The organism is Thalassorhabdomicrobium marinisediminis, from assembly GCF_003072065.1.
GTDB lineage: Bacteria > Pseudomonadota > Alphaproteobacteria > Rhodobacterales > Rhodobacteraceae > Octadecabacter > Octadecabacter marinisediminis.
This window is the reverse complement of sequence record NZ_QCYG01000002.1, coordinates 31,329-50,339: the sequence shown is the minus strand read 5'-3', so window position 1 is coordinate 50,339 and position 19,011 is coordinate 31,329. Positions and strand designations below refer to the sequence as shown.

The 19,011-nt window shown below is 65.5% G+C and carries 17 protein-coding genes and 1 pseudogene; 10 read left to right on the top strand and 8 right to left on the bottom strand.

Translation table 11 applies throughout. The features are described 5' to 3' along the window. The first annotated feature begins 39 nt into the window (after positions 1-39). The 5 genes and pseudogenes from DC363_RS02625 (at position 40) to DC363_RS02605 (ending at position 4,693) form a co-directional block, all read left to right on the top strand. Positions 40-1,974, top strand: a complete 1,935-nt coding sequence (locus DC363_RS02625) for an AAA family ATPase (RefSeq protein WP_108639589.1) — start codon at positions 40-42, stop codon at positions 1,972-1,974. After that, positions 1,974-2,321 (top strand): hypothetical protein, encoded by a 348-nt coding sequence (locus tag DC363_RS02620; protein ID WP_108639588.1) that lies wholly within the window; start codon positions 1,974-1,976, stop codon positions 2,319-2,321. Before DC363_RS02625 ends, DC363_RS02620 begins: the two co-directional genes overlap by 1 nt. 70 nt (positions 2,322-2,391) lie before the next feature. After that, positions 2,392-3,739, top strand: a pseudogene (locus DC363_RS02615) (DUF6638 family protein). Between the two features lie 4 nt (positions 3,740-3,743). Next, entirely contained in the window at positions 3,744-4,001 is a 258-nt protein-coding gene (locus DC363_RS02610) for a hypothetical protein (protein ID WP_108639587.1), read from the top strand. An 11-nt stretch (positions 4,002-4,012) separates the two neighbouring features. Beyond that, positions 4,013-4,693, top strand: coding sequence for a DUF1523 family protein (locus DC363_RS02605; RefSeq protein WP_108639586.1), 681 nt, complete (start codon positions 4,013-4,015; stop codon positions 4,691-4,693). Between the two features lie 235 nt (positions 4,694-4,928). On the opposite strand, the gene DC363_RS02600 is transcribed toward DC363_RS02605, so the two are convergent. The 3 genes from DC363_RS02600 to DC363_RS02590 form a co-directional block, all read right to left on the bottom strand. Beyond that, positions 4,929-7,247, bottom strand: coding sequence for an aldehyde dehydrogenase family protein (locus DC363_RS02600; protein ID WP_108639585.1), 2,319 nt, complete (start codon positions 7,245-7,247; stop codon positions 4,929-4,931). Positions 7,248-7,371: 124 nt separating this feature from the next. Continuing rightward, positions 7,372-8,358, bottom strand: a complete 987-nt coding sequence (gene deoC, locus DC363_RS02595; RefSeq protein WP_108639584.1) for a deoxyribose-phosphate aldolase — start codon at positions 8,356-8,358, stop codon at positions 7,372-7,374. Between the two features lie 95 nt (positions 8,359-8,453). Continuing rightward, positions 8,454-9,311, bottom strand: a complete 858-nt coding sequence (locus DC363_RS02590) for an AraC family transcriptional regulator (protein WP_108639583.1) — start codon at positions 9,309-9,311, stop codon at positions 8,454-8,456. Positions 9,312-9,439: 128 nt separating this feature from the next. Here DC363_RS02590 and rpe point away from each other — a divergent pair, with 128 nt between their 5' ends. After that, the gene (rpe, locus tag DC363_RS02585; RefSeq protein ID WP_108639582.1) at positions 9,440-10,129 is read left to right on the top strand and encodes a ribulose-phosphate 3-epimerase; all 690 of its coding nucleotides are present in this window, start codon (positions 9,440-9,442) and stop codon (positions 10,127-10,129) included. Between the two features lie 126 nt (positions 10,130-10,255). Here the strand turns inward: rpe and DC363_RS02580 are convergent, their stop codons facing one another. Continuing rightward, positions 10,256-11,194 carry an NAD-dependent epimerase/dehydratase family protein gene (locus DC363_RS02580; RefSeq protein WP_108639581.1) on the bottom strand — a complete coding sequence of 313 codons (939 nt, stop codon included), beginning with the start codon at positions 11,192-11,194 and terminating at the stop codon, positions 10,256-10,258. Between the two features lie 182 nt (positions 11,195-11,376). On the opposite strand from DC363_RS02580, the gene DC363_RS02575 reads away from it, so the two are divergent. After that, on the top strand, positions 11,377-11,883 hold the full coding sequence (locus tag DC363_RS02575; protein WP_108639580.1) for a putative pterin-binding protein: 507 nt from the start codon (positions 11,377-11,379) through the stop codon (positions 11,881-11,883). A 9-nt stretch (positions 11,884-11,892) separates the two neighbouring features. Next, on the top strand, positions 11,893-13,908 hold the full coding sequence (locus DC363_RS02570) for a putative bifunctional diguanylate cyclase/phosphodiesterase (RefSeq protein ID WP_146180736.1): 2,016 nt from the start codon (positions 11,893-11,895) through the stop codon (positions 13,906-13,908). On the opposite strand, the gene DC363_RS02565 is transcribed toward DC363_RS02570, so the two are convergent. Genes DC363_RS02565 through DC363_RS02550 form a run of 4 tightly spaced genes read right to left on the bottom strand, consistent with a single transcriptional unit; the run spans position 13,905 to position 17,072 of the window. Next, positions 13,905-14,711, bottom strand: coding sequence for an ABC transporter permease (locus DC363_RS02565; protein ID WP_108639578.1), 807 nt, complete (start codon positions 14,709-14,711; stop codon positions 13,905-13,907). The two genes, DC363_RS02570 and DC363_RS02565, sit on opposite strands and share 4 nt — an antisense overlap. After that, positions 14,708-15,460, bottom strand: a complete 753-nt coding sequence (locus tag DC363_RS02560; RefSeq protein ID WP_108639577.1) for an ABC transporter permease — start codon at positions 15,458-15,460, stop codon at positions 14,708-14,710. The genes DC363_RS02565 and DC363_RS02560 overlap by 4 nt, the downstream gene beginning before the upstream one ends. An 11-nt stretch (positions 15,461-15,471) precedes the next feature. After that, on the bottom strand, positions 15,472-16,236 hold the full coding sequence (locus tag DC363_RS02555; protein ID WP_108639576.1) for a transporter substrate-binding domain-containing protein: 765 nt from the start codon (positions 16,234-16,236) through the stop codon (positions 15,472-15,474). Positions 16,237-16,274: 38 nt separating this feature from the next. After that, positions 16,275-17,072: an ABC transporter ATP-binding protein gene (locus DC363_RS02550; RefSeq protein WP_108639575.1), complete on the bottom strand. Its 798-nt coding sequence runs from the start codon at positions 17,070-17,072 to the stop codon at positions 16,275-16,277. Between the two features lie 51 nt (positions 17,073-17,123). Between DC363_RS02550 and DC363_RS02545 the strand changes: the two genes are divergently transcribed. Together DC363_RS02545 and DC363_RS02540 are read left to right on the top strand one after the other, a co-directional pair. Next, positions 17,124-17,819, top strand: a complete 696-nt coding sequence (locus DC363_RS02545; protein WP_108639574.1) for a TetR/AcrR family transcriptional regulator — start codon at positions 17,124-17,126, stop codon at positions 17,817-17,819. After that, a complete protein-coding gene (locus tag DC363_RS02540; RefSeq protein ID WP_108639573.1) occupies positions 17,810-18,994 on the top strand; it encodes a pyridoxal phosphate-dependent aminotransferase in 1,185 nt (394 codons plus the stop codon). Before DC363_RS02545 ends, DC363_RS02540 begins: the two co-directional genes overlap by 10 nt. The last annotated feature ends 17 nt before the right edge of the window (positions 18,995-19,011 follow it).

Genomic DNA, 19,011 nt, shown 5'->3' with positions numbered 1-19,011 from the left:
GATTTTGAGTTTATCTGGTCAGATGAAGGGGGGCCGCCCATGAGCCGATCCAGCGACACGATGGAGCTGCGCGAAGAGGATATCACCAAGCATTACGACGCGGCGACGGCCATGGTGATCGGCTTCGATCACACGCCGCGGATCGCCAAGGTGCAGGATGCGCCCGTGCCCGAGCGGTCGGCGGGGATCGGCACCCGGCGGCGGTTCCGCACGACAACGCCGGGGCTGGTCACGCGGTCCACGGTACGCGCCGAGGGCGTGCAGTTGCGGGCGCGGATCGAAGGGGCGGACGACGGTGAGGCCCTGACCTCGCCCACGCAGGCGACGGTGTTCCACGCCCTGCGCCGGGCGCTGGCGATTGCGCTGGCGGTGGCCGAGCAATTCGCCGAGCGCACCGGGCTGGACGATCTGAAACGCGCCAATCTGCAAGGCACGCTACCGGCGGGGAAAAGGGCGGAGTTTTCCGAGTGGCTCACCGCGGAGGCGCTGGTCTCGCTGCATGTCTTCGGCAATGCCACGGCGTATCTGCTGGCACCCCATGCGGGGGAGGAGGTTGTGGAAGTGGGCGAGGTCGAAGAGGTCCTCACTGACAACGGCCTGTTGGCGCTGCACGGGGCGCTGTGGGAGCTGGATCAGGACCTCGGGCTTTTCGCCGACAGTGAGGCAAAGCTGGTCGCCACGGTCATGGCCTACGCCGAGCAGTTGATGGGGAAGGTCGCGGCACGGGCGAGCACGGCCGGACGGCTCGCGCCGTTCACGGGGGCAAGCTGGAGGGTTAAGGCGGATGGGCTGACCCTGCGCGGCTTTACCCCGGCGCGGGCGGCCAAATCGACCGCGCTGACGATGACCTTCAAGAAACCCAATGAGGTCGTGGGCAACCACATCGCCAAATATCAGGCGATGAAGCTGGCCAAGATGCTCATGGCCTATGATTTCGAACGCAAGCTGAACCCCTTCGCGGAGCTTGGCGGGTTCATCTTCACCTTCATGGGCGACGGCGCGCCGGGGACGGGGAAGACAACGCTGATCCAGATGATGGCGGGGCTGATCTCGGAGTATTGCAAGGTCGCGGGCTATCCGTTCCGCTATCAGAACCTGAGCACCGACAACATCGACAGCTATCAGGGCAAGTCGGGGCAGAACGCGAAAGCCTTCATCAACAACGTGATCGACCCAAATGTGATCGGCTTCGGCACGATTGACGACATCGACCAGTTGGCGGGCAAACGCGGGGACCGGCAATCCAGCGCGGGGCAGTTGGAAATCACCGCCGTGCTGATGGAGAGTTTCGCGGGGGCCAACACTGTGGTGCGCGGCAATTGCACGTTTGGCATGTTCTCGAACTACCCCGAGAACGTGGACGACGCTTTACGCCAACGGGCGGGGGCGCGGTTTCTGGTGGATGGGCCGCAAACGCGCGAGGACTACGTCGACATCCTTTATCTGTTGATGGGCAAGAACCACGACATTCCGGTGGGCGATCACGAGGTTTTCGCCGCGCAGGAGATCAAGGCCGCGGTGGCGGCGAGTTTCGAGAGCCACGGCAGACCGCATGAGGCGGGGTTGCGAGACGTGTTTGACCGCGTGTCGGACCGGCTCGGGGAGTTGGACACGATTGCCAAGCTGGGCACCTACCTCAAAGGCATTCAGGAGGCAGACCCGCGGTTCACGGGCCGCGCGATCAAGAACATCACCGACGCGGTGAAGGTCCGGGCGATGGATTTTGAGCTGCCGGACGACTGGATGGAACAGCCAGAGCTGTTCTTGCAAAAGGACTACGACACCAAGAAGGCGATGATCGCGGAGCTGCGCCAGCCGATCACGGTGGAGATGGTGATACAGGAAATCAACCGCTACGCCGACAGCGAATTCCGCTATGCCGACAAGTCGGACGAGGTGGCGATCGAGGCCATGGTGCGCGAGTATGAGCGGCAAGAGGCGGCCAAGCGGCGCTATCTGGAGAGCAAAAGCTGATGGGCGACACGTCGAATTTCACTGGCCTGCTGTTGCCCGCGATCTGTCTGGCCGCGCTGGGCTGGGCGGTGCCACGGGTGCTGGCGCTGTGGTGGCCCGAAGGGGTGCGCTGGCTGATGGGGCTGGCGCTGGTCTCGACGCTGGTGATGGCATTGGCGGGGGCGGGCTTCTTCGCGGTGATCTATGCGCTCAACGGCGTGCGGCTGGACGACCTTTGGGCCACGGGTGGGCTGTCGGTGCTGCTGCACTTCGCGCGGCTTAGCCTGATTTCGGCGCTGCTTTGGGGGCCGTTGATGGTGCTCAGTCTGGCGGGCGTGCCGAAGAACTGGGTGCGGGAGGTGTGGTGATGGGGCGTTCCGTTGAAGGGCTCTGCGCAGACCCCGGTGTGGCTGTGCCGCGCGGCATCGGGGGATTGGCATGAAACGCCTGATCGCGCGTGGATTGATGTTCGGCAACCTGATCCCCGTGGTCAGCCCGGTGTTGGTGGAGCGCTACAACCGCGCGCTGTTGCGGCTGACCGGGCAATCCACGGCACTGACGGATTTTCACATCGACATCTCGGGCTTTTCCCCCGAGGTGGCGGAGGATCTGGGCGATCCGCTGTATCTCAACCATCACGGGGTGAACCGGCAAGTTCATCCTGTTGACGACCGAGCAGAAGACCGCGCCGCTGCTGGAGGCGCAGTTCTCGACCAGTCGCAGCATTCTGCGGCGTTTCATTGAAGCCAACGAGCCGCAGCTTTTTGCGCTCACCGCGCGGGATGCGGTGGCCGGGGAGCTGGTCAACTCGGTCTATGCGCTGGACACGCCCGCCCGTCTCTTCGATCTGGGGCAGGTCACCGTCGAGGCGGATACGACCGACGGCGCGGTGGCGCTGGCGGGCAAGCTGGCCGGGAAGATCGACCGGTTCCTGCACGAGGGTGACGGCTGGCATGATGATGTGCTGATCGCGGACATGATCACGCTGGCAAAGGAGACCGGCGACATCACGCGGCATCCGCTGACGCTGGAGCTGATGCGGTTCGAGCAGCGCAATTTCTGGACTGCCCATCTGGGGGGGCTGTATCTGTTCCGCGATGTGCCGCATCCGGCGGTGATCACCATGGGCGACAAGGCGGCGCTGGGCGAGCTGCCGGTCGAGGCTGTGTTGGGCGCGCAGGATCGGTCGGCCATCGCGCGGTTTCTGAGCGCCAACGATCTGGTAGAGCCCATCGTCGAGGCGCGGGGCATCGACAGCGCCGCGATCCTGCGCCAGAAGATGGATTTCATCGTGGCGGATCTGGCGGCGGGCCTTGGGGCCGATCTGTCGCAAGCCACCCGGCGCGACCTGCGGCGTCTGGCCCGGCAGTACCACGACAAGCTGCCCGACGCCTGGCACGGGCTGGCGGCGCTGCTGCGCTGGGCCGAGGAGGGCGGGCCCTGGCCGCGCATCGACAGTGAGCATCCGGCCTATTTCCATACCCTGCGCGCGAAGGATCACCAGGACGCTGATCTGGTGAACATGCTGCTGGCCGAGTTGACGCCGCGCGACGTGCGGCAGTTGTTCATCTGCCACAAGGCCGCCTTTTACCGCGCCTATGCGGGCTGGCCCGAGGCCAAGAAGGACTATGTGGCGGAATTTCTGGCGAACGAGTATCAAGTGGACAAGGCCGGCGCCCGGGCGGCGCTGTACGGCCACGAAGCCCCGATGGAGGAGCCGGGGGCGGAGGATCCGACCACGCGCGTGGGGCCGCGCGTTGGACCCTGGGGCGCGGTGAGGAGGTGAGGCGATGTTCATCCGGTTGATGTTTTTCGGCTTTCTGGGGTTGATCGTGCTTTATGCCGTCGTCTCGGTCTATTCGCGGTCGGTCCGGCGCGAAAAGCTGGAAGACTGGTGGGAGGAAGAGCCGGTTGAGGGCAAGACGCGAGAGGCCTATATCGAAGAGGGCATGGCCGCCTACGACAAGGGGCTGCGCAAGAAACTGATCCTGTTGATCTTCGTCATTCCACCGCTTGTGGCCGGCGCGATCATCTATCTCATCAACTGAAAGCTGCCATCATGCGTAACATCCGCCGCGTTTTCCGAATTGTCCTGTTCGTCGTGTTCGGGCTGGTGCTGCACTATGCCTTGCCGCAGCACGATGTGGTGCGGGTGGTGAACACCTATCAGGAGCGGCAGGACCTCAACGACTGGACGCGGGTGTTCTGGGCACGGCCGGATGACCAGTCGGCGGAGTTGATCAACCGAGACGTGCAGTTCATCCAGACGGTGAAGCGCAAGACGTGGTTGCTGGGCTTCATCCCGCGCGATGCGACCGAGGTGATGGTGTACCGCAACGAGGACACCGGCTGGTCCTGGCCGTTCTATTTCAAGTTCGACACGGCGAACCTGCAGACCGAGGCGGATGATCTCGTCTCGACCAGCGAAACCCCCAAATGGGCGGTGATGACCCACTACGGCTGGCGCAACGAATACCTGTCAGCCTTTCCCAACGCGATTGCGATCCGTCCGGTGACGGGGCCGGATGTGACGATCATCCCGTGGTTCAACATCGGGTTCTTTGTCGTTCTGATACTGGCCTTTCTGTTCCTGCGCGCGGTCTGGCAGCAGTTCCGCGAACGCACGCTCGATCCGCTGGCAGATCGCGCCGGGGACCAGATGGACCACGTGAGCGCGGATCTGGCCGAACGGCGGAGCCGCTGGTCACGCTGGATGGACAGCTGGCGCAGCAAGAAGTGAGGGCTTGGGTAGGTGATTGAGGGCAACTCCGCCCCGAAGGGGGCGGGTTGGCGTTGCCCTGTGTGCCGCCGCGCGGGGCAGGTGGCGGACACCCTATGCGGCGTGGTTCAGCGTTCAGAAGGGTATCGCTGAGCTAACTGCGCCAGACCGGCGGCTGAATGCGTCTGAGGCGCGGGCGGACTTAGGTATTTAGGAACCAGAAAAGGCAGGGGAGGGTGCCCCCCTGCGTGGGTATTTATTCGCCGTAGGGAATCCAGATGGTCTTGATCTCGGTCGACTGGGCGCGCCAGATCGCCGAGGGCCAGGCGCGGGACTGGCCGTTGTTGACCCAGGTGCGCTTGAGGTTGCCGGTGGATTTTGCCTCGATCTCGTGCGCGAGGTCGGTGGTCGAGAAGGACCAGACCGCATCGAGGTTGTTGTGCGCGGCCATGTGCGGGGCAAGCTCGGCGTGGGACCCGGTGAGGATATTGGCCACCCCTGCAGGCACGTCGGAGGTTTCCAGCACCTGATAGAAATCCGTCGCCGCCAGCGGGAAGACCTCGGAGGCGACTGCGGTGACGCGGTTGCCCATGGCCAGTGCGGGGGCCAGCGGTTCGATCAGGCTCATCAGGGGGCGCGTGTCGTCGGTCAGGATGCCGATGTTACCGACGGGTTCGTTCATTGCCAGCGCCACACCACGGATTGGCACGCCTTTGGCCGCGCCGTCGTGTTTGTCGGCCCAGGCGGCCCAGGTGAACAGCCACTGGATTGCGTCCTCGACTTCCGCCGTGCCGGTCTTGCCGTTGGTCATCGTGTCGATGCGGCGGGTGAACTCTTCGGCGCGGGCGGAGAGGTTTTCGCCCATGTAGTAGAGGATCTGCGCGCGCAGGTGGCCGGTGGATTTTGACCAGCCTTTGGCGGCGGCGTTGGCCTCGACCGCGTTGCGCACGTCCTTGCGGTTGGCCAGCGAGGCATGGCCGAGCAGCTTGCCGGACTTGTTGAAAACCGGTTTGGAATAGCCGCCATCGGGCCGCGCCTGCTTGCCGCCGATGTAGAGTTTCGCCGTCCGGTCGAGCGGGTCGGCGGGGGTGCCGTCTTCGCTGGTGAACGCCACTGGCGCCTTGATCTTCTCGGACTTGCCGCGCGGCTTGGTGTAGCCCAGCAGGCCTTCCCAGCCGCCTTCGCGCCCGAAGCCGCTTTCGCGGACGCCACCAAAGCCTGCGGCCGCGTCCATCAGGTTGGTGGAGTTCACCCAGACGATGCCGCTGACAAGTTTGGGCGCGATGTCGAGGGCGAGGTTGATGTTCTCGGTCCACACGCTCGCCGCCAGCCCGTAACGGGTGTTGTTGGCGATCTCGACCGCCTCGGCCGGGGTGCGGAAGGTGCAAGAGACCAGCACCGGCCCGAAGATTTCTTCCTGCATGAGCGTGTCGGCGGGGGCGAGGCCCGTGATCAAAGTGGGCGGGTAGAAACAGCCCTCGGGCTGGCCGCACTGGTAGGTCTCACCGGCGGTGTTCGCCTCAACCATCTGGGTGATCTGCGCCAGTTGGATCGGGTCGACGATGGCGCCGATGTCGATGCTCTTGTCCAGCGGATCGCCGATGCGCAGACCGTCCATGCGGGCCTTCAGCTTGGTGTAGAACCGCTCGGCGATGCCTTCCTGCACCAGCAGGCGCGAGCCCGCACAGCAGACCTGACCCTGATTGAACCAGATCGCATCAACGAGGCCTTCAACGGCGGAATCGATGTCGGCGTCGTCGAACACGATATAGGGGGACTTGCCGCCCAGTTCGAGCGACAGCGCCTTGCCCGAGCCTGCGGTCTGTTCGCGGATGATCCGGCCCACGGCGGTGGAGCCGGTGAAGGCGATCTTGTCGACGTCGGAGTTCACCAGCGCGGCGCCGGTCTCTCCATCGCCGGTGACGATGTTGACGACACCGGGGGGCACGCCCGCGGCGGTGCAGATCTCGCAGAAGACCATGGCCGAAAGCGAGGTGTATTCGGCAGGTTTCAGCACCACCGTGTTGCCCATGGCCAGCGCGGGCGCGATTTTCCACGCCAGCATCAGCAGCGGGAAGTTCCACGGGATGATCTGGCCGCAGACGCCCAGCGGTTCGGCGTTTGGCATCTCATCTTCCATCAGCTGGGCAAAGCCTGCGTGGTGGTAGAAGTGGCGGATTGCCAGCGGCACGTCGATGTCGCGGCTTTCGCGGATCGGCTTGCCGTTGTCGAGGGATTCCATGACCGCCAGCAGGCGCGCGTTCTTCTGCATCAGGCGGGCAATGGCATAGAGCACCCGGGCGCGGGCGGCGCCGTCTTTTGCCCATTTCGGCTGGGCTTTGCGCGCGGCGGCGACGGCCTTGTCGACCTCTTTCGCGGTGCCTTTGGTGACACCGGCCAGCTTTTCGCCGGTGGCAGGGTTATTGGAGGCGAAGTCATCGCGCAGCGGGCCCCACTGGCCGTTGATATAGTGGCCCGCGAGGCCGCCACGATCCTTCAGCCAGTCAAGCGCTTCTTGCGCGCTTTCGGGGGCGGGGCCATAATCCATGGTGTCAAAAATCTCTTTTACTGTCATAGCATTGCTGCCCGTTTACCAAGGGCGGCTCCCGGCCGCGGGTGGGGGTGAAGCCCCCGCCCGAGGGGGCGGTCGGGGGCAGCCCGGCCTGCGGCCGGGCGGAAGGGATGGTCAGGCGCGCCGGTCATCCGATCGCGTGGCGCCAGCCGGCCGAATAGCCGCCGGTGACGTGGTGTTCGAGTTGCCGTTCGATGTCGCCCAGAAGCGAGCTTGCGCCGAAGCGGAACAGGTCGGGCTGAAGCCAGCGGTCGCCCAATTCGTCCTTGATCATCGCCAGATAGACCAGCGCGTCCTTGGCCTTGCTGATGCCACCGGCGGGCTTGTAGCCCACCCGCAGGCCGGTGCGTTGGTGATAGTCGCGGATTGCGCGGATCATGGTCAGGGTCACCGGCAGCGTGGCGTTAACGCCTTCTTTACCGGTTGAGGTTTTGATGAAGTCGGCGCCGGCCATCATGCAGACAAGGCTGGCGCGGGCGACATTCCTGAGCGAGCCGAGCTCTCCGGTGGCGAGGATGGCTTTCACATGGGCGGTGCCGCAGGCGGCGCGCATCTCGGCCATCTCGTCGTAAAGGGCCTGCCAGTTGCCTTGCAGGACGTGGCGACGGGTGATGACGATGTCGATCTCCTCGGCCCCGGCGGCAACGCTTTCGCCGATCTCGGCGATGCGCAGGTGGAACGGCGACAGGCCCGCGGGAAAGCCGGTGGAGACCGCAGCGACGGGGATGCCCGATCCGCGCAGGGCGTCGACGGCGGTGGGCACCATGTCGTGATAGACGCAGACGGCGCCGGTGGTCAGCCCCTCCATATCGAGGGCGGCCAGAAGATCGGGGCGCACGGGCTGGCGGGCCTTGGTGCACAGGCGGCGCACGCGGCCTTCGGTGTCGTCCCCGGCGAGGGTCGTGAGGTCCATCAGGCTGATCGCTTTCAGCAGCCATGCGGCCTGATAGTCCTTCTTGATCGAGCGGCGGCCCGGTAGGGTGGCCGCGCGGCGTTCGATGGCGGAGGTGTTGGCCTGCACCGCCTTGACCCAGGACAGGTCGAGCGGGAGGCCGTCGTTGCGCTGTTCCTGCACCTGCGGCAGGTGGGTTTCGGTCTTGTCTTTGGTCTGCATGTTCTGCGTCCGGGTTGTGAACATCGAACCTGACACGCGGGGCCGGTCTGCGCAAGCTATGCGACAGATGACGGTGGGTGAAAACGGCCCCGGCGTCAGGGGCGCGGCTGGATCAGGTGGCGTTGCCGCAACCGGCGGTAGCGCTGCGGGGTTTCGCCGTGATGGGCCAGAAACAGCTTGTGGAAGTGTGACAGGTTCGGCAGCCCGCAGGCGGCGGCGATCTCGGCCAGCGGGTCGGAGGTGCCCGTGAGCAGGCGGGCCGCGTGGTCCATGCGCAGCCCGTTGACATAGTCCGAGGGTGTGATGCCCATGTGCCGCCGCATGGTGCGCGACACATGGGGGTGCGCGCGGCCGCAGGCGGCGACGAACCCGGCGGCCCCGTGGCGGAACACCTCGGGCGCGCGGGCGGCGGCGCAGGCGGCGACAAGCCAGTCGGGCGCGTCCTGTGTCATTCCGTCCGGCCTGCGGTCAAGCGCCGTAAGCAGCGGCAGCAGGAAGGCTTCGAGGTAAAGCTTGCGGCGCGGCGCGCGTTCCAGCCGCAAGGCCGCCTGATTGAGGGCGGCAAGCTGGTGCATGTCACGGTGGGTGACGTGGGGCTGGTCACAGCCGGTCCAGAAGGCGATGCCCCCCAGTTCGTCGTGGCGCTTGCCGATGGCGCGGATCACGCCGGGCCGGATCATCAGCGAAACAACGATGGGGGTCGTGCCCCGCCCTTGCAACCCGTGCAACTGGTGCGGGGAGAGGAACAGCAGATCGCCTTCGGTGAGGTCCTGTTTGCCCGTGGGCGTATGCAGCCGCACGCTGCCGTTCTGCACCCAGAGCAGTTCGTGAAAATCCTGCCCGTGCAGCGCTGGCGGGCGGCGGGTGTCGAGTTCGCCCCGGGAAAGGAGGAACGCCTCATCCGGGGCGAAGGTGTCGGCGGCGGTTAGGGTGACGGCGGGTGTGGTCAGCATGACGTCAAATTACCACAGGATTGCGGCGAATGCACCGTCGCAGTTCGCCACGGCCCTGCGCGTCGGGCGCGTGACAAAGGCGGGCGCGCGCGCTAGGGAACGGGCGACGCAAACGCAAAAGGTGCCCCATGTCCTTCGACCGCTCCATCAAGATTGCTCCGTCCATCCTGTCGGCGGATTTCGCCAACCTCGGCGCCGAGATCCGCGCGGTCGAGGCGCAGGGCGCGGACTGGATCCACGTTGACCCGATGGACGGGCATTTCGTGCCAAACCTGACGATCGGGCCCAATGTCGTGGCGGCGATCCGCCCCCATGTGAAGACCTTCATGGACGTGCATCTGATGATCTCGCCCACCGATCCCTATATCGGCGATTTTGCCAAGGCGGGCAGCGACATGATCACGGTTCACGCCGAGGCCGGGCCGCATCTGCACCGCTCGCTCCAGTCGGTGCGCGGGGCCGGGGCCAAGGCGGGGGTGGCGCTGAACATGACGACGCCGCTGGATCACGTGGCCGACATTCTGGACGACATCGACATGATCCTGATCATGACGATCAATCCGGGCTTCGGCGGGCAGAAGTTCACCTCGGCGATGGTCGACAAGGTGGCGCGGTGCCGGGCCTTGGTGGGGGATCGGCCGATCCACATTCAGGTGGACGGCGGGATTGATCCCACGACAGCGCCGCTGGTGGCCAAGGCGGGGGCCGACGTGCTGGTCGCGGGCTCTGCGGTGTTCCGGGGCGGGTCGGTGGACGCGCCCGAGGTCTACGGCGAGAACATCCGCGCCATTCGCGACGCGGCCGAAGGGGCGCTTTAATTCGGTACGGGGCGGCCGCTTTTGCCATGCCCGGCGGCACGCCGGGCAACGCCGTCCCGCCCCCCTCGGGGTGGCGTTACCGCCACCCCGGCGGGCCGGCGTTGCCCTTGATGAGGGGCTAAAAACCTAAGGGTTCATGCCCTTTTTCGTCAGGAACGACGGCAGCTTTTTCGCATCGGTCGCAGTTTTCGCGGCGGTCTCAGGGGCGGTCGCACCCGACTCATTCTCCCCCGACATCGCTTTGATCCCCGCAACGCCGCTTTCCCCCAAGGGCACGGTGGCGAAGGGGCCGCCCAAGCACATTTGCGCAGGGTCCGACGGGTCCGCGGGGGGCGCTTCGGCCAGCAGCTTGTCAGCCCAGTCCTCGGCGTTGTCCTTGGGTTTGTAGCCCAGAAATCCGGCCTTCGTATTGTTCACCGGCGCGCGGTCGTTGTTGGAAATGCCGTAGATCACCGCAAAGCCCGTGGTCGTCGCCGTGACCGCGCGCTCCACCAGATGGCGCAGGTCGTCGAATGACAGCCATGTGCGCAGTGCGCGGACGTTCTGCGGCTCTTTCGTGCAGGAGAAAATCCGCAAATGCACGGATTCCATGCCGCGCTTCGCCCAGTAAAGCTTGCCCAGATCCTCGGTGAAACATTTGGCGAGCCCGTAGAAGGTGTCGGGGGCGTGCTCGGCGTCCACGTCGATGCCTTCGGCGTTCTCACGCATTCCGACCGCATGGACCGAAGAGGCATAGATCACCCGTTTGACGCCCTGCCGGTGGCCCGCTTCCCAGACGTTGTAGGAGGACAGGTAGTTCGGCCCCAAGAGCACCTCGAAGGGGCGCTCATCGGCGATGGAGGCGAAATGCACCGCCATGTCCGCGCCCTCCATCAGGGGCAAAACCTCATCGAAATTGGCGCAATCGGCCTGCACGAAACGCTCGTTCTCGAGCAGGTCGGCGGGGGCGTCGGCGATGTCCACCGAGACAAGTTCATCGGCGAGCGCGGCGAGGGTTGCGCGAATCTCCATCCCGAGGTTGCCGCAGGCTCCGGTGAGGACGATTTTCTTGTGCAGTTTCGACATGGGACGGCCTTTCGTAATCTGGCGCTACGCTGGTGCGATGCGGTGGGAACGTCAAGGGGCGCAGGGGGTATGGGCGGCATTCTGCAACGGGGCGGCGCGGCCCCCGGGCGGGGGCTTGTTAACGCCTTGGTAAGTCCTCTGTCCTAGAAGTGGGGGCAACGCAAACCAGCCCCGAGGTCGCCATGCCCCGTATCCTGCCCGCCCTTGCCCTTGTCGGGGCCGTCTTTTCCGCCCCCGCCCTTGCCGGGGGGCTTGAGCCGGTGGCGCTTGCGCCGCTGACCCATCCGGACGCGCAATTGCAGGTGATCGGCCCTGACGGGGGCGAGACTGTCTATGCCCAGGCCGATCTGGAACGACTGCCGACCTACAGCCTGACCACCGCCACGCCTTGGCGCGAGGTGCCCGCCACCTTTGAGGGTGTCCGCCTGCGCGATGTGCTGGCCGCCAACGGGTTGGAGGGGCAGAGCATCGCGGTCACTGCCGAGAACGATTATACCACCGTGCTGAGCGCCGAGTTGATCGAGACGGTGGATATTCTGGTGGCGACCCGGGTGGACGGGCGCGCCCATACGCGGCGCGCGCGCGGCCCGATCCAGTTCGTCATCGATCAAGAGGTGTTCGAGACATCTGACCTGACCGATGAGGCGAACTTCGTCTGGATGGTGGCCCGCATCGAGCCCGAAGGCTAGGGCCGGGTCTTGTCCTGGTGTTCCACCCCGGCGACGCGGGGCCGGCTTGAGCGGTTTCTCGATGTCATCGCCTCGCGCAGGGGGATGGCCTCGGTGTTGGGCGTGCTGCTGATAACATACGCCGGTGCCGCGATGTATGGGCATTCGATGGTCGAAAAGCTGGAACAGACCCATGCAGTGTTCCGCGACGCGCAGTTGCGCAACGGCTATGTCGCCATGAGCGACGTGCAGCGGCTGGTGACCATCGCCCAAAGTGCCCGCAATCGGGGTGAGATGACCGAGGCGGACCAACAGGACTTCATCGGCGCGGCGGATATCATCTTTGTCCGGGTGGATCACTTCAGCGGCCTTGTGCAAGAGGGCAGCAACCAGACGCTGGGCGCGCTTTCTGTCGCGGCGCTGCGCGAGGTGCTGGATATTGCCGACAGGGCGACGGCTGACGGGTTTGCGGACCTGCCGGGCCTCGCCTCGGACCTGCTGGTCGCCGCCGAAGACACCCGCAGCAAGCTGGTGCTGTTTCTGGACGAGATGCGCCGCCAGTCCGACGACGTTTTGGCGATGCAGTCAACCGCGCTGCGCCAGCAGCAGCGCAATGTGCTGATCACGCTGGCCGGGCTCACGCTTCTGAGCTGGCTCACGCTGATGCTGCTCCGGCGTGAGGTTCTGGGCCGTCAGGCGCGCGACGTGGCCGAGCGTAAGGTGGCCTTTCTGGCCTACAACGACGCGCTGACCGGCCTGCCCAACCGGACGCAATACAAGGAACGGCTTGAGCGGTCGCTGGCGGAGGGACAGGACGTCGCGCTGCTGCTGGCCGATCTGGATGAGTTCAAGAGCATCAACGACACGTTCGGCCATGGCACCGGCGATGCGGTGCTGCGGTTCGTGGCGCAGAAACTGGCGGCCTTTGCCCGGCGTCACTCCGGCTTTGCGGCGCGGTTGGGTGGCGATGAGTTTGCCCTTGTGGTGCCGACGACCGATCTGGCCGGGTTGATTCACTTGTGTGAGGGGATCCTGCGCTCAACCGCGAAACCCGTGGACATTGACGGTGAGGCGGTCGGCGTGGGGATCAGCATCGGGCTGGCCACGACCGAGCTTGCGCGCGACACGGACGGCGCGACGATAGATCTGCTCAGCCGGATCGCCGATTTCGCCCTGTATGAAGCCAAGTCCGCCGGGCGCAACCGCTTCGCCGTCTATGACAGCGCGCTTGAGGTCCGCTTCCTTGAGCGGCGCGCCATGGTTGAGGATCTGCCCAACGCGGTGAGCAATCGCGAGCTGAGCGTTTATCTGCAGCCCAAGGTCGATCTTGCGACCGCCACCCCCACCGGGTTCGAGGCGCTGGTCCGCTGGCAGCGCGCCGGGCGGCTGACCCCGCCGGACGAGTTCGTGCAGGTGGCCGAAGAGACCGGGATGATCCAGCGCATCGACCGCTACGTTCTGGACGAGGCGACCCGCGCCGTGGCGCAATGGAACATGCTGCACGAGACCGCCTATGCGGTGAGCGTCAACCTCTCGGGGTTGCATTTCACCTCCAGCCGGCTGGTCGATTGGGTGCGCGAGGCGCTTGAGGTCTCGGGCCTGCGGGCTGACCTCCTCACGCTTGAGATCACCGAGACCGTGCAGCTGCGCGACTGGAAGCTGACCGGACAGATCCTTGCGCAGTTGCGCGCGCTGGGCGTGCGGATCTCGATCGACGATTTCGGCACGGGCTATTCCTCGCTCGCCTACCTGCGCGCGATCATGGCCGACGAGTTGAAGATCGACCGCTCTCTGGTGACGCAGATCGACGCGCCGGGACAGGCGCGGATGCTCTTTGCCTCGGTGCTGGATATCGCCCGGACGATGGAGCTCGACGTGGTGGTCGAAGGGGTCGAGACCGCCGATCAGGTCGCGGTTCTGACGTCTTTCGGGGTGAAAACGGTGCAGGGCTTCTACTTCGGCCGCCCCGCGCCGATGGCGCAGGCCCTGCGGCAAGCGATGGAGACGCCCGCGACGGGCGATACCGCGCCGCGCATCGCGTCCTAGCGGGTGTTGGCGGTGATCCGAACGGGTTGGCCCGATCCCAGCACCCGCACCTCGAGCCAGTGGAACGCCAGCGCGATGATCCCGGCCACAAGGATGTAGAACACCGCCAGCAGGATCAGCGGCTCATATACGATGAACGTGTCCGAGCGCACCCGCGAAGAGACCGCGTAGATGTCGACCACGGTGATCGTGGCCACCAGCGGCGTCGCCTTGAGTTGCAGCACGGTTTCGCCCCCCAGCGTGGGCAGCACGTTGCGGATCGCCTGCGGCAGCCAGATCCGGCGGAACAGGGTCAGGCGCGGCATCCCGTAGGCTTTCGCCGCCTCAAGCTGGCCCTTGGCGACCCCCTTGAACGCGCCGCGCATAACCTCACCCTCATAGCCCGCATAGGACAGGGTGAGCGCGAGCAGCGCATAGGGCCAGGCCTGCCGCAGATAGGGCCAGAGCTCGGACGAGCGGATCCACGGGAACTGCGGAAAGAGCGAGCCCAGTCCGTAGTAGAGCAGCCAGAGTTGCAGCAGAAGCGGGGTGCCGCGGATGACGGTGCAGAAGGCCCGCGCGGGGGCGGCCAGATACCACGGCCCGACCGCCTGCGCCAAGCCCAGCGGCACCGCAAGCAGGAAGCCCAGCACAAGTGAGGCCACCATCAGCCAAAGGGTGGTCCAGATCCCTTGCAGCGCCAGCGGCAGGTATTCGGGAATCCAGTCCCACCGCAGGGACAGGGCGCACCACAGCGCGACCCCTGCGAACACGAGCATCATCACGATGCGATGGGGTTGGAACAGGGCTTTCAGGTCGATCACATCCGCCCCCCCTTGAGCGAGGGTTGGCCGCGCCGGGCCCATGTTTCAATCCAGCCGAAAATGCGGCCCGAGAGCAGCGTCACCATCAGATAAAGCGCCCCGGCAGCGAGGAAGAAGGTGAAATAGGAGCGCGTGCTGCTGGCGGCTTGCCGGGTTTCCAGCGTCAATTCGTTGAACCCCACCACGGCCAGAAGCGCGGTGTCCTTGGTGGCGATCAGCCACAGGTTTGCCAGACCGGGCACGGCAAAGCTCATCATCGCGGGGATGGTCACCCGCCGCATGGTCATCACCGCAGGCATGCCATAAGCCTTCGCGGCTTCGATCTGGCCCGGCGGCACGGCCTGAATGGCACCGCGCAGGATCTCGGTCGCATAGGCGCCCTGCACGATGCCCAGCACCCAGATGCCCGCGCCAACGCCGCTGATCTCGACCCGGCCACCGCCCATGGCGCTAGACGCCTTGTTGATCAGGTCGGTGCCCACGTAATAAAGGATCAGGATCAGCACCAGTTCAGGCACCGCGCGGATCACCGTCGTATAGATGGCGAGAAGGTCGCGCGTGACCTTCCCGCCGTAGAGTTTGCCATAGGCCCCGAACAGCCCGATCACCAGCCCAAGGGCATAGGCCCCCAGCGCGATCTGCAACGAATGGGCGAGGCCGCGCAAAAGGTTGCGGCCCCATCCGGGCGGCGAGAGCGACAAAAGCTCGGCGCTCTTCGCCAATCCCAATGCTTCGAGAAGTTCGGTCACCTGCGGCGGGCTCAGTAGATGCTGGCGTCGAAATACTTCGACGTGATCTCCTCATGGGTGCCGTCTTCGAGGATGGCGGCAATGCCCCGGTTCAGCGCCTCGCGCAGTTCGTCGTCGCCCTTGCGCACACCCGCGCCGACGCCGCGGCCCAGAATGGTCGGATCATCAGCCACCGCGCCCTTGATCTCGCAGCAGGCACCGGCGTCCGAGTTCACGAATTCGGCCATGGCGATGCTGTCGGCCTGCGTGGCGTCGATGCGTCCGGCGAAGAGGTCCTGATTGGCTTCGTCCTGCGTCTGATAGACGCGCAGCTCGGTGTCGGGGAAATATTCCTGCGCATAGGCCTGATGGATGGTCGAGGCCTGAATCCCGAGGATCTTGCCCGCGAGGGACTCGGGCGTGGCTTCGATGTCCATGGACTTGTCCGCGACGATGACCGCGGGCGTGTTGTAATAGGCGTCGCTGAAGTCGATGGTTTGCAGACGTTCTTCGGTGATCGACATGGAGTTCATGATCGCGTCGATCTGCTGACCGGTGAGCGACGGGATGATGCCGTCCCATGCGACGGGCGTGATCACGCAGTCCAGCTCGGCCGCATCGCACACGGCGTTGATGATGTCGATTTCCCAACCCGACCAGTTGCCCGAGCTGTCGAGCTCGGAAAAGGGCGGATAAGGTTCTGCGGCAATGCCGATCTTGACCTCTTCGGCGCTGGCGGCACCGGCGGACAGGATGGCGGCTGCAATGCCGGATAGCATCAGTTTCTTGATCGTCATGTGGTCTCTCCCTTTGGTTTCGGTTTCTTCTTCGGTGGTTATGCGACGGATTTGAGGAACTGCTGCAGGCGTGGCGACTGCGTGTTGCCGAACACCTCGGACGGTGGGCCCTGTTCCTCGATCCGGCCCTGATGCAGGTAGATCACGTGGTCGGCGACTTCGCGCGCGAACTTCATTTCGTGGGTGACAAGCAGCATGGTGCGCCCCTCGGCGGCCAGATCGCGGATCACGGTCAGAACCTCGCCCACAAGCTCGGGGTCGAGCGCCGAGGTCGGCTCATCGAAGAGCATTGCGGCGGGGTCCACGGCAAGGGCGCGGGCGATGGCGGCGCGTTGTTGCTGGCCGCCCGACAGATAGGCCGGATAGGTGTCGGCGCGATCACCCAGACCCACCCGTTTGAGCAGTTCGTGCGCCTGTTCGCGGGCCTGCGCGCGCGGCACCTTGAGCACATGCACCGGCACCTCGGTCACGTTGTCCAGAAGCGTGCGGTGTGTCCAGAGGTTGAATTGTTGGAACACCATGGCCAGCCGCGTGCGGATGCGTTCGATCTGGCGCCGGTCCGCGGGGCTGCCATCGGGGCGCATGCGGACCTGTTCGCCGCCGATGGCGATCTTGCCCGCGCTGGGCGTTTCGAGAAAATTGATGCAGCGCAGCATGGTGGATTTGCCGGACCCGGAACCACCGATGATGGCGACCACATCGCCCTTGCGCGCAGTCAGCGAGACGCCCTTGAGGACTTCGAGCGGGCCAAAGGACTTGTGCAAATCCTCGACTTCGATCGCCACCTCGCCCGGGGCCGGGGGCTGGGCCGGCGGAACTGCTTGTGCTGTTTCCATGATCCGTGTTCTTCCGATTTCGGCTTGCAGTAAGCAATGGCGCGCGTAATTATGCAACCGTATAATTTCTTCTTTTGCCACTTGGGGGTGCCGCGCGACGTGCTGGACCAAAGCCGGAAATTCAAACGCGAGTCCGCGCAATCCCGGCGCGAGGCGCTGGTGCAGGGCACGCTTGAGTTGATCGCCGAGCTGGGCATCAGCGGCGCCACCGTGCGCGAGATCGCGGCACGGGCGGGGGTGACGCAGGGCCTGATCCGGCACTACTTTTCCTCCAAGGACGAGCTGATTCAGGCGGCCTACGAACATCACATGAACCGGCTGACCGACCAGACGGCGGCGTTTGCGGGGGACGGCAGCGCGGTGTCGCGGCTGCGCAATTTTGTCGAAGCCTCGTTGCGGCCGCCAATCGTGGACCCGGGCGCGGTCGCGCTCTGGGCCGGGTTCCTCAACAAGGTGCAGCACGATCCCAAGATGCAGCATGTGCACCGACGGACCTATGCCTATTTCCGCGATCATCTGGAAACGCTGATCGTCGCGGCCCTGCACGAGGTCGGCCAGCCCGTCGATGACGGCGAAGGGCAGAGGCTGGCCATTGCCTGTAACGCGCTGATCGACGGGCTTTGGCTGGAGGGCGGCGCACTGCCCGATGCCTTTGGCGAGGGGCAGCTTGCACAGATCGGCCTGACCTCGGTCAGCGCCATTATCGGACTGGAATTGACCAATAAAGGAGAGCAGCCATGCGGATGACGGATGTAACCGGGCATCTTGCCGGTCTGGGCGGGGACAAGTGGCAGGTGCACCTCAAGGCGCGCGAGCTGATCGAGGCGGGTGCGGACATTCTTGAGATGACCATCGGTGAGCCGGACGTGCCCACCCCGGACGCGCTGGTCGAAGCCGCCGTGGCGTCGATGCGTGCGGGGCGCACGGGCTATTCCAACGGGCGCGGAGAAGCGGGCCTGCTCGACGCGCTTGCCGCGCGCTATACGGCGTCGCGCGGGCGGCCCTTCGGCCCGGAGAATTTCCTGTGCTTTCCCGGCACCCAGACGGCGCTTTTCGCGGTGATGGCCGGTGTGGCGCAGGCGGGCGACGAAGTTCTGGTGGGCGATCCGATGTATGCCACCTATGAGGGGGTCGTGCGGGCCACGGGCGCCGACATGGTGCCGGTTCCGCTGCGGGCCGAGCACGGGTTCCGCATGCAGGCCGAGGACATCGCCGCCCGCGTCACGCCACGCAGCCGGGCGATCCTGCTCACCACGCCACACAACCCCACCGGCGCCATGCTCACGCCCGAGGATGTGGCCGCGATCGGCCGGGTGGCCAAGGCCCATGATCTCTGGATCATTTCCGATGAAGTCTATGAAGAACTGGTGTTCGAGGGCGGGGTCTTTACCTCACCGCTGGCCGATCCGGAACTGGCGGATCGGGTGATCGCGGTCTCCTCGATCTCGAAATCCCACGCGGCGCCGGGGTTCCGCAGCGGCTGGTGCGCGGGGCCTGCGGCCTTCTGCGCGGCGCTTCTGCCCTATTCCGAGACGATGCTGTTCGGCAACCAGCCCTTCATCGCCGACATGACCGAACAGGCCGTGCGCGACGGCTCCGACGTGGCCCCCGGCATGGCGGCGCGGTTCGCGGCGCGGGCGGCGCTGCTGGCGGAGCGTCTGGACGCGGAAACGGACCTGACCGTGCACCGGCCCGAAGCGGGCATGTTCGCAATGATCAACGTGGCCGCGACCGGGCTCGACGGAGACGCCTACGCCTGGGACCTGTTGCAGGCCGGGGTCGCGGTGATGCCGGGATCGGCCTTCGGCGCGGCGCTCAAGGATTGGGTGCGGGTGGCGCTGACCGTCGACGACGCCGCCTTCGCCACCGCCGTGTCGCGGATCGTGACCCATGCCAATGCCAAGACGCGCGTCGTCGCATAAGCCAACTTCAGGAAAGA

Excerpts from the sequence above, each read along its gene's own strand:
- DC363_RS02620 (WP_108639588.1), top strand. The coding sequence starts at position 1,974 with ATGGGCGACACGTCGAATTTCACTGGCCTGCTGTTGCCCGCGATCTGT.
- DC363_RS02580 (WP_108639581.1), bottom strand. The coding sequence starts at position 11,194 with ATGTCGAAACTGCACAAGAAAATCGTCCTCACCGGAGCCTGCGGCAAC.
- DC363_RS02605 (WP_108639586.1), top strand. The coding sequence starts at position 4,013 with ATGCGTAACATCCGCCGCGTTTTCCGAATTGTCCTGTTCGTCGTGTTC.
- DC363_RS02550 (WP_108639575.1), bottom strand. The coding sequence starts at position 17,072 with ATGGAAACAGCACAAGCAGTTCCGCCGGCCCAGCCCCCGGCCCCGGGC.
- DC363_RS02600 (WP_108639585.1), bottom strand. The coding sequence starts at position 7,247 with ATGACAGTAAAAGAGATTTTTGACACCATGGATTATGGCCCCGCCCCC.
- DC363_RS02610 (WP_108639587.1), top strand. The coding sequence starts at position 3,744 with ATGTTCATCCGGTTGATGTTTTTCGGCTTTCTGGGGTTGATCGTGCTT.
- DC363_RS02625 (WP_108639589.1), top strand. The coding sequence starts at position 40 with ATGAGCCGATCCAGCGACACGATGGAGCTGCGCGAAGAGGATATCACC.
- DC363_RS02540 (WP_108639573.1), top strand. The coding sequence starts at position 17,810 with ATGCGGATGACGGATGTAACCGGGCATCTTGCCGGTCTGGGCGGGGAC.
- rpe (WP_108639582.1), top strand. The coding sequence starts at position 9,440 with ATGTCCTTCGACCGCTCCATCAAGATTGCTCCGTCCATCCTGTCGGCG.
- deoC (WP_108639584.1), bottom strand. The coding sequence starts at position 8,358 with ATGCAGACCAAAGACAAGACCGAAACCCACCTGCCGCAGGTGCAGGAA.
- DC363_RS02545 (WP_108639574.1), top strand. The coding sequence starts at position 17,124 with ATGCAACCGTATAATTTCTTCTTTTGCCACTTGGGGGTGCCGCGCGAC.
- DC363_RS02590 (WP_108639583.1), bottom strand. The coding sequence starts at position 9,311 with ATGCTGACCACACCCGCCGTCACCCTAACCGCCGCCGACACCTTCGCC.
- DC363_RS02575 (WP_108639580.1), top strand. The coding sequence starts at position 11,377 with ATGCCCCGTATCCTGCCCGCCCTTGCCCTTGTCGGGGCCGTCTTTTCC.
- DC363_RS02555 (WP_108639576.1), bottom strand. The coding sequence starts at position 16,236 with ATGACGATCAAGAAACTGATGCTATCCGGCATTGCAGCCGCCATCCTG.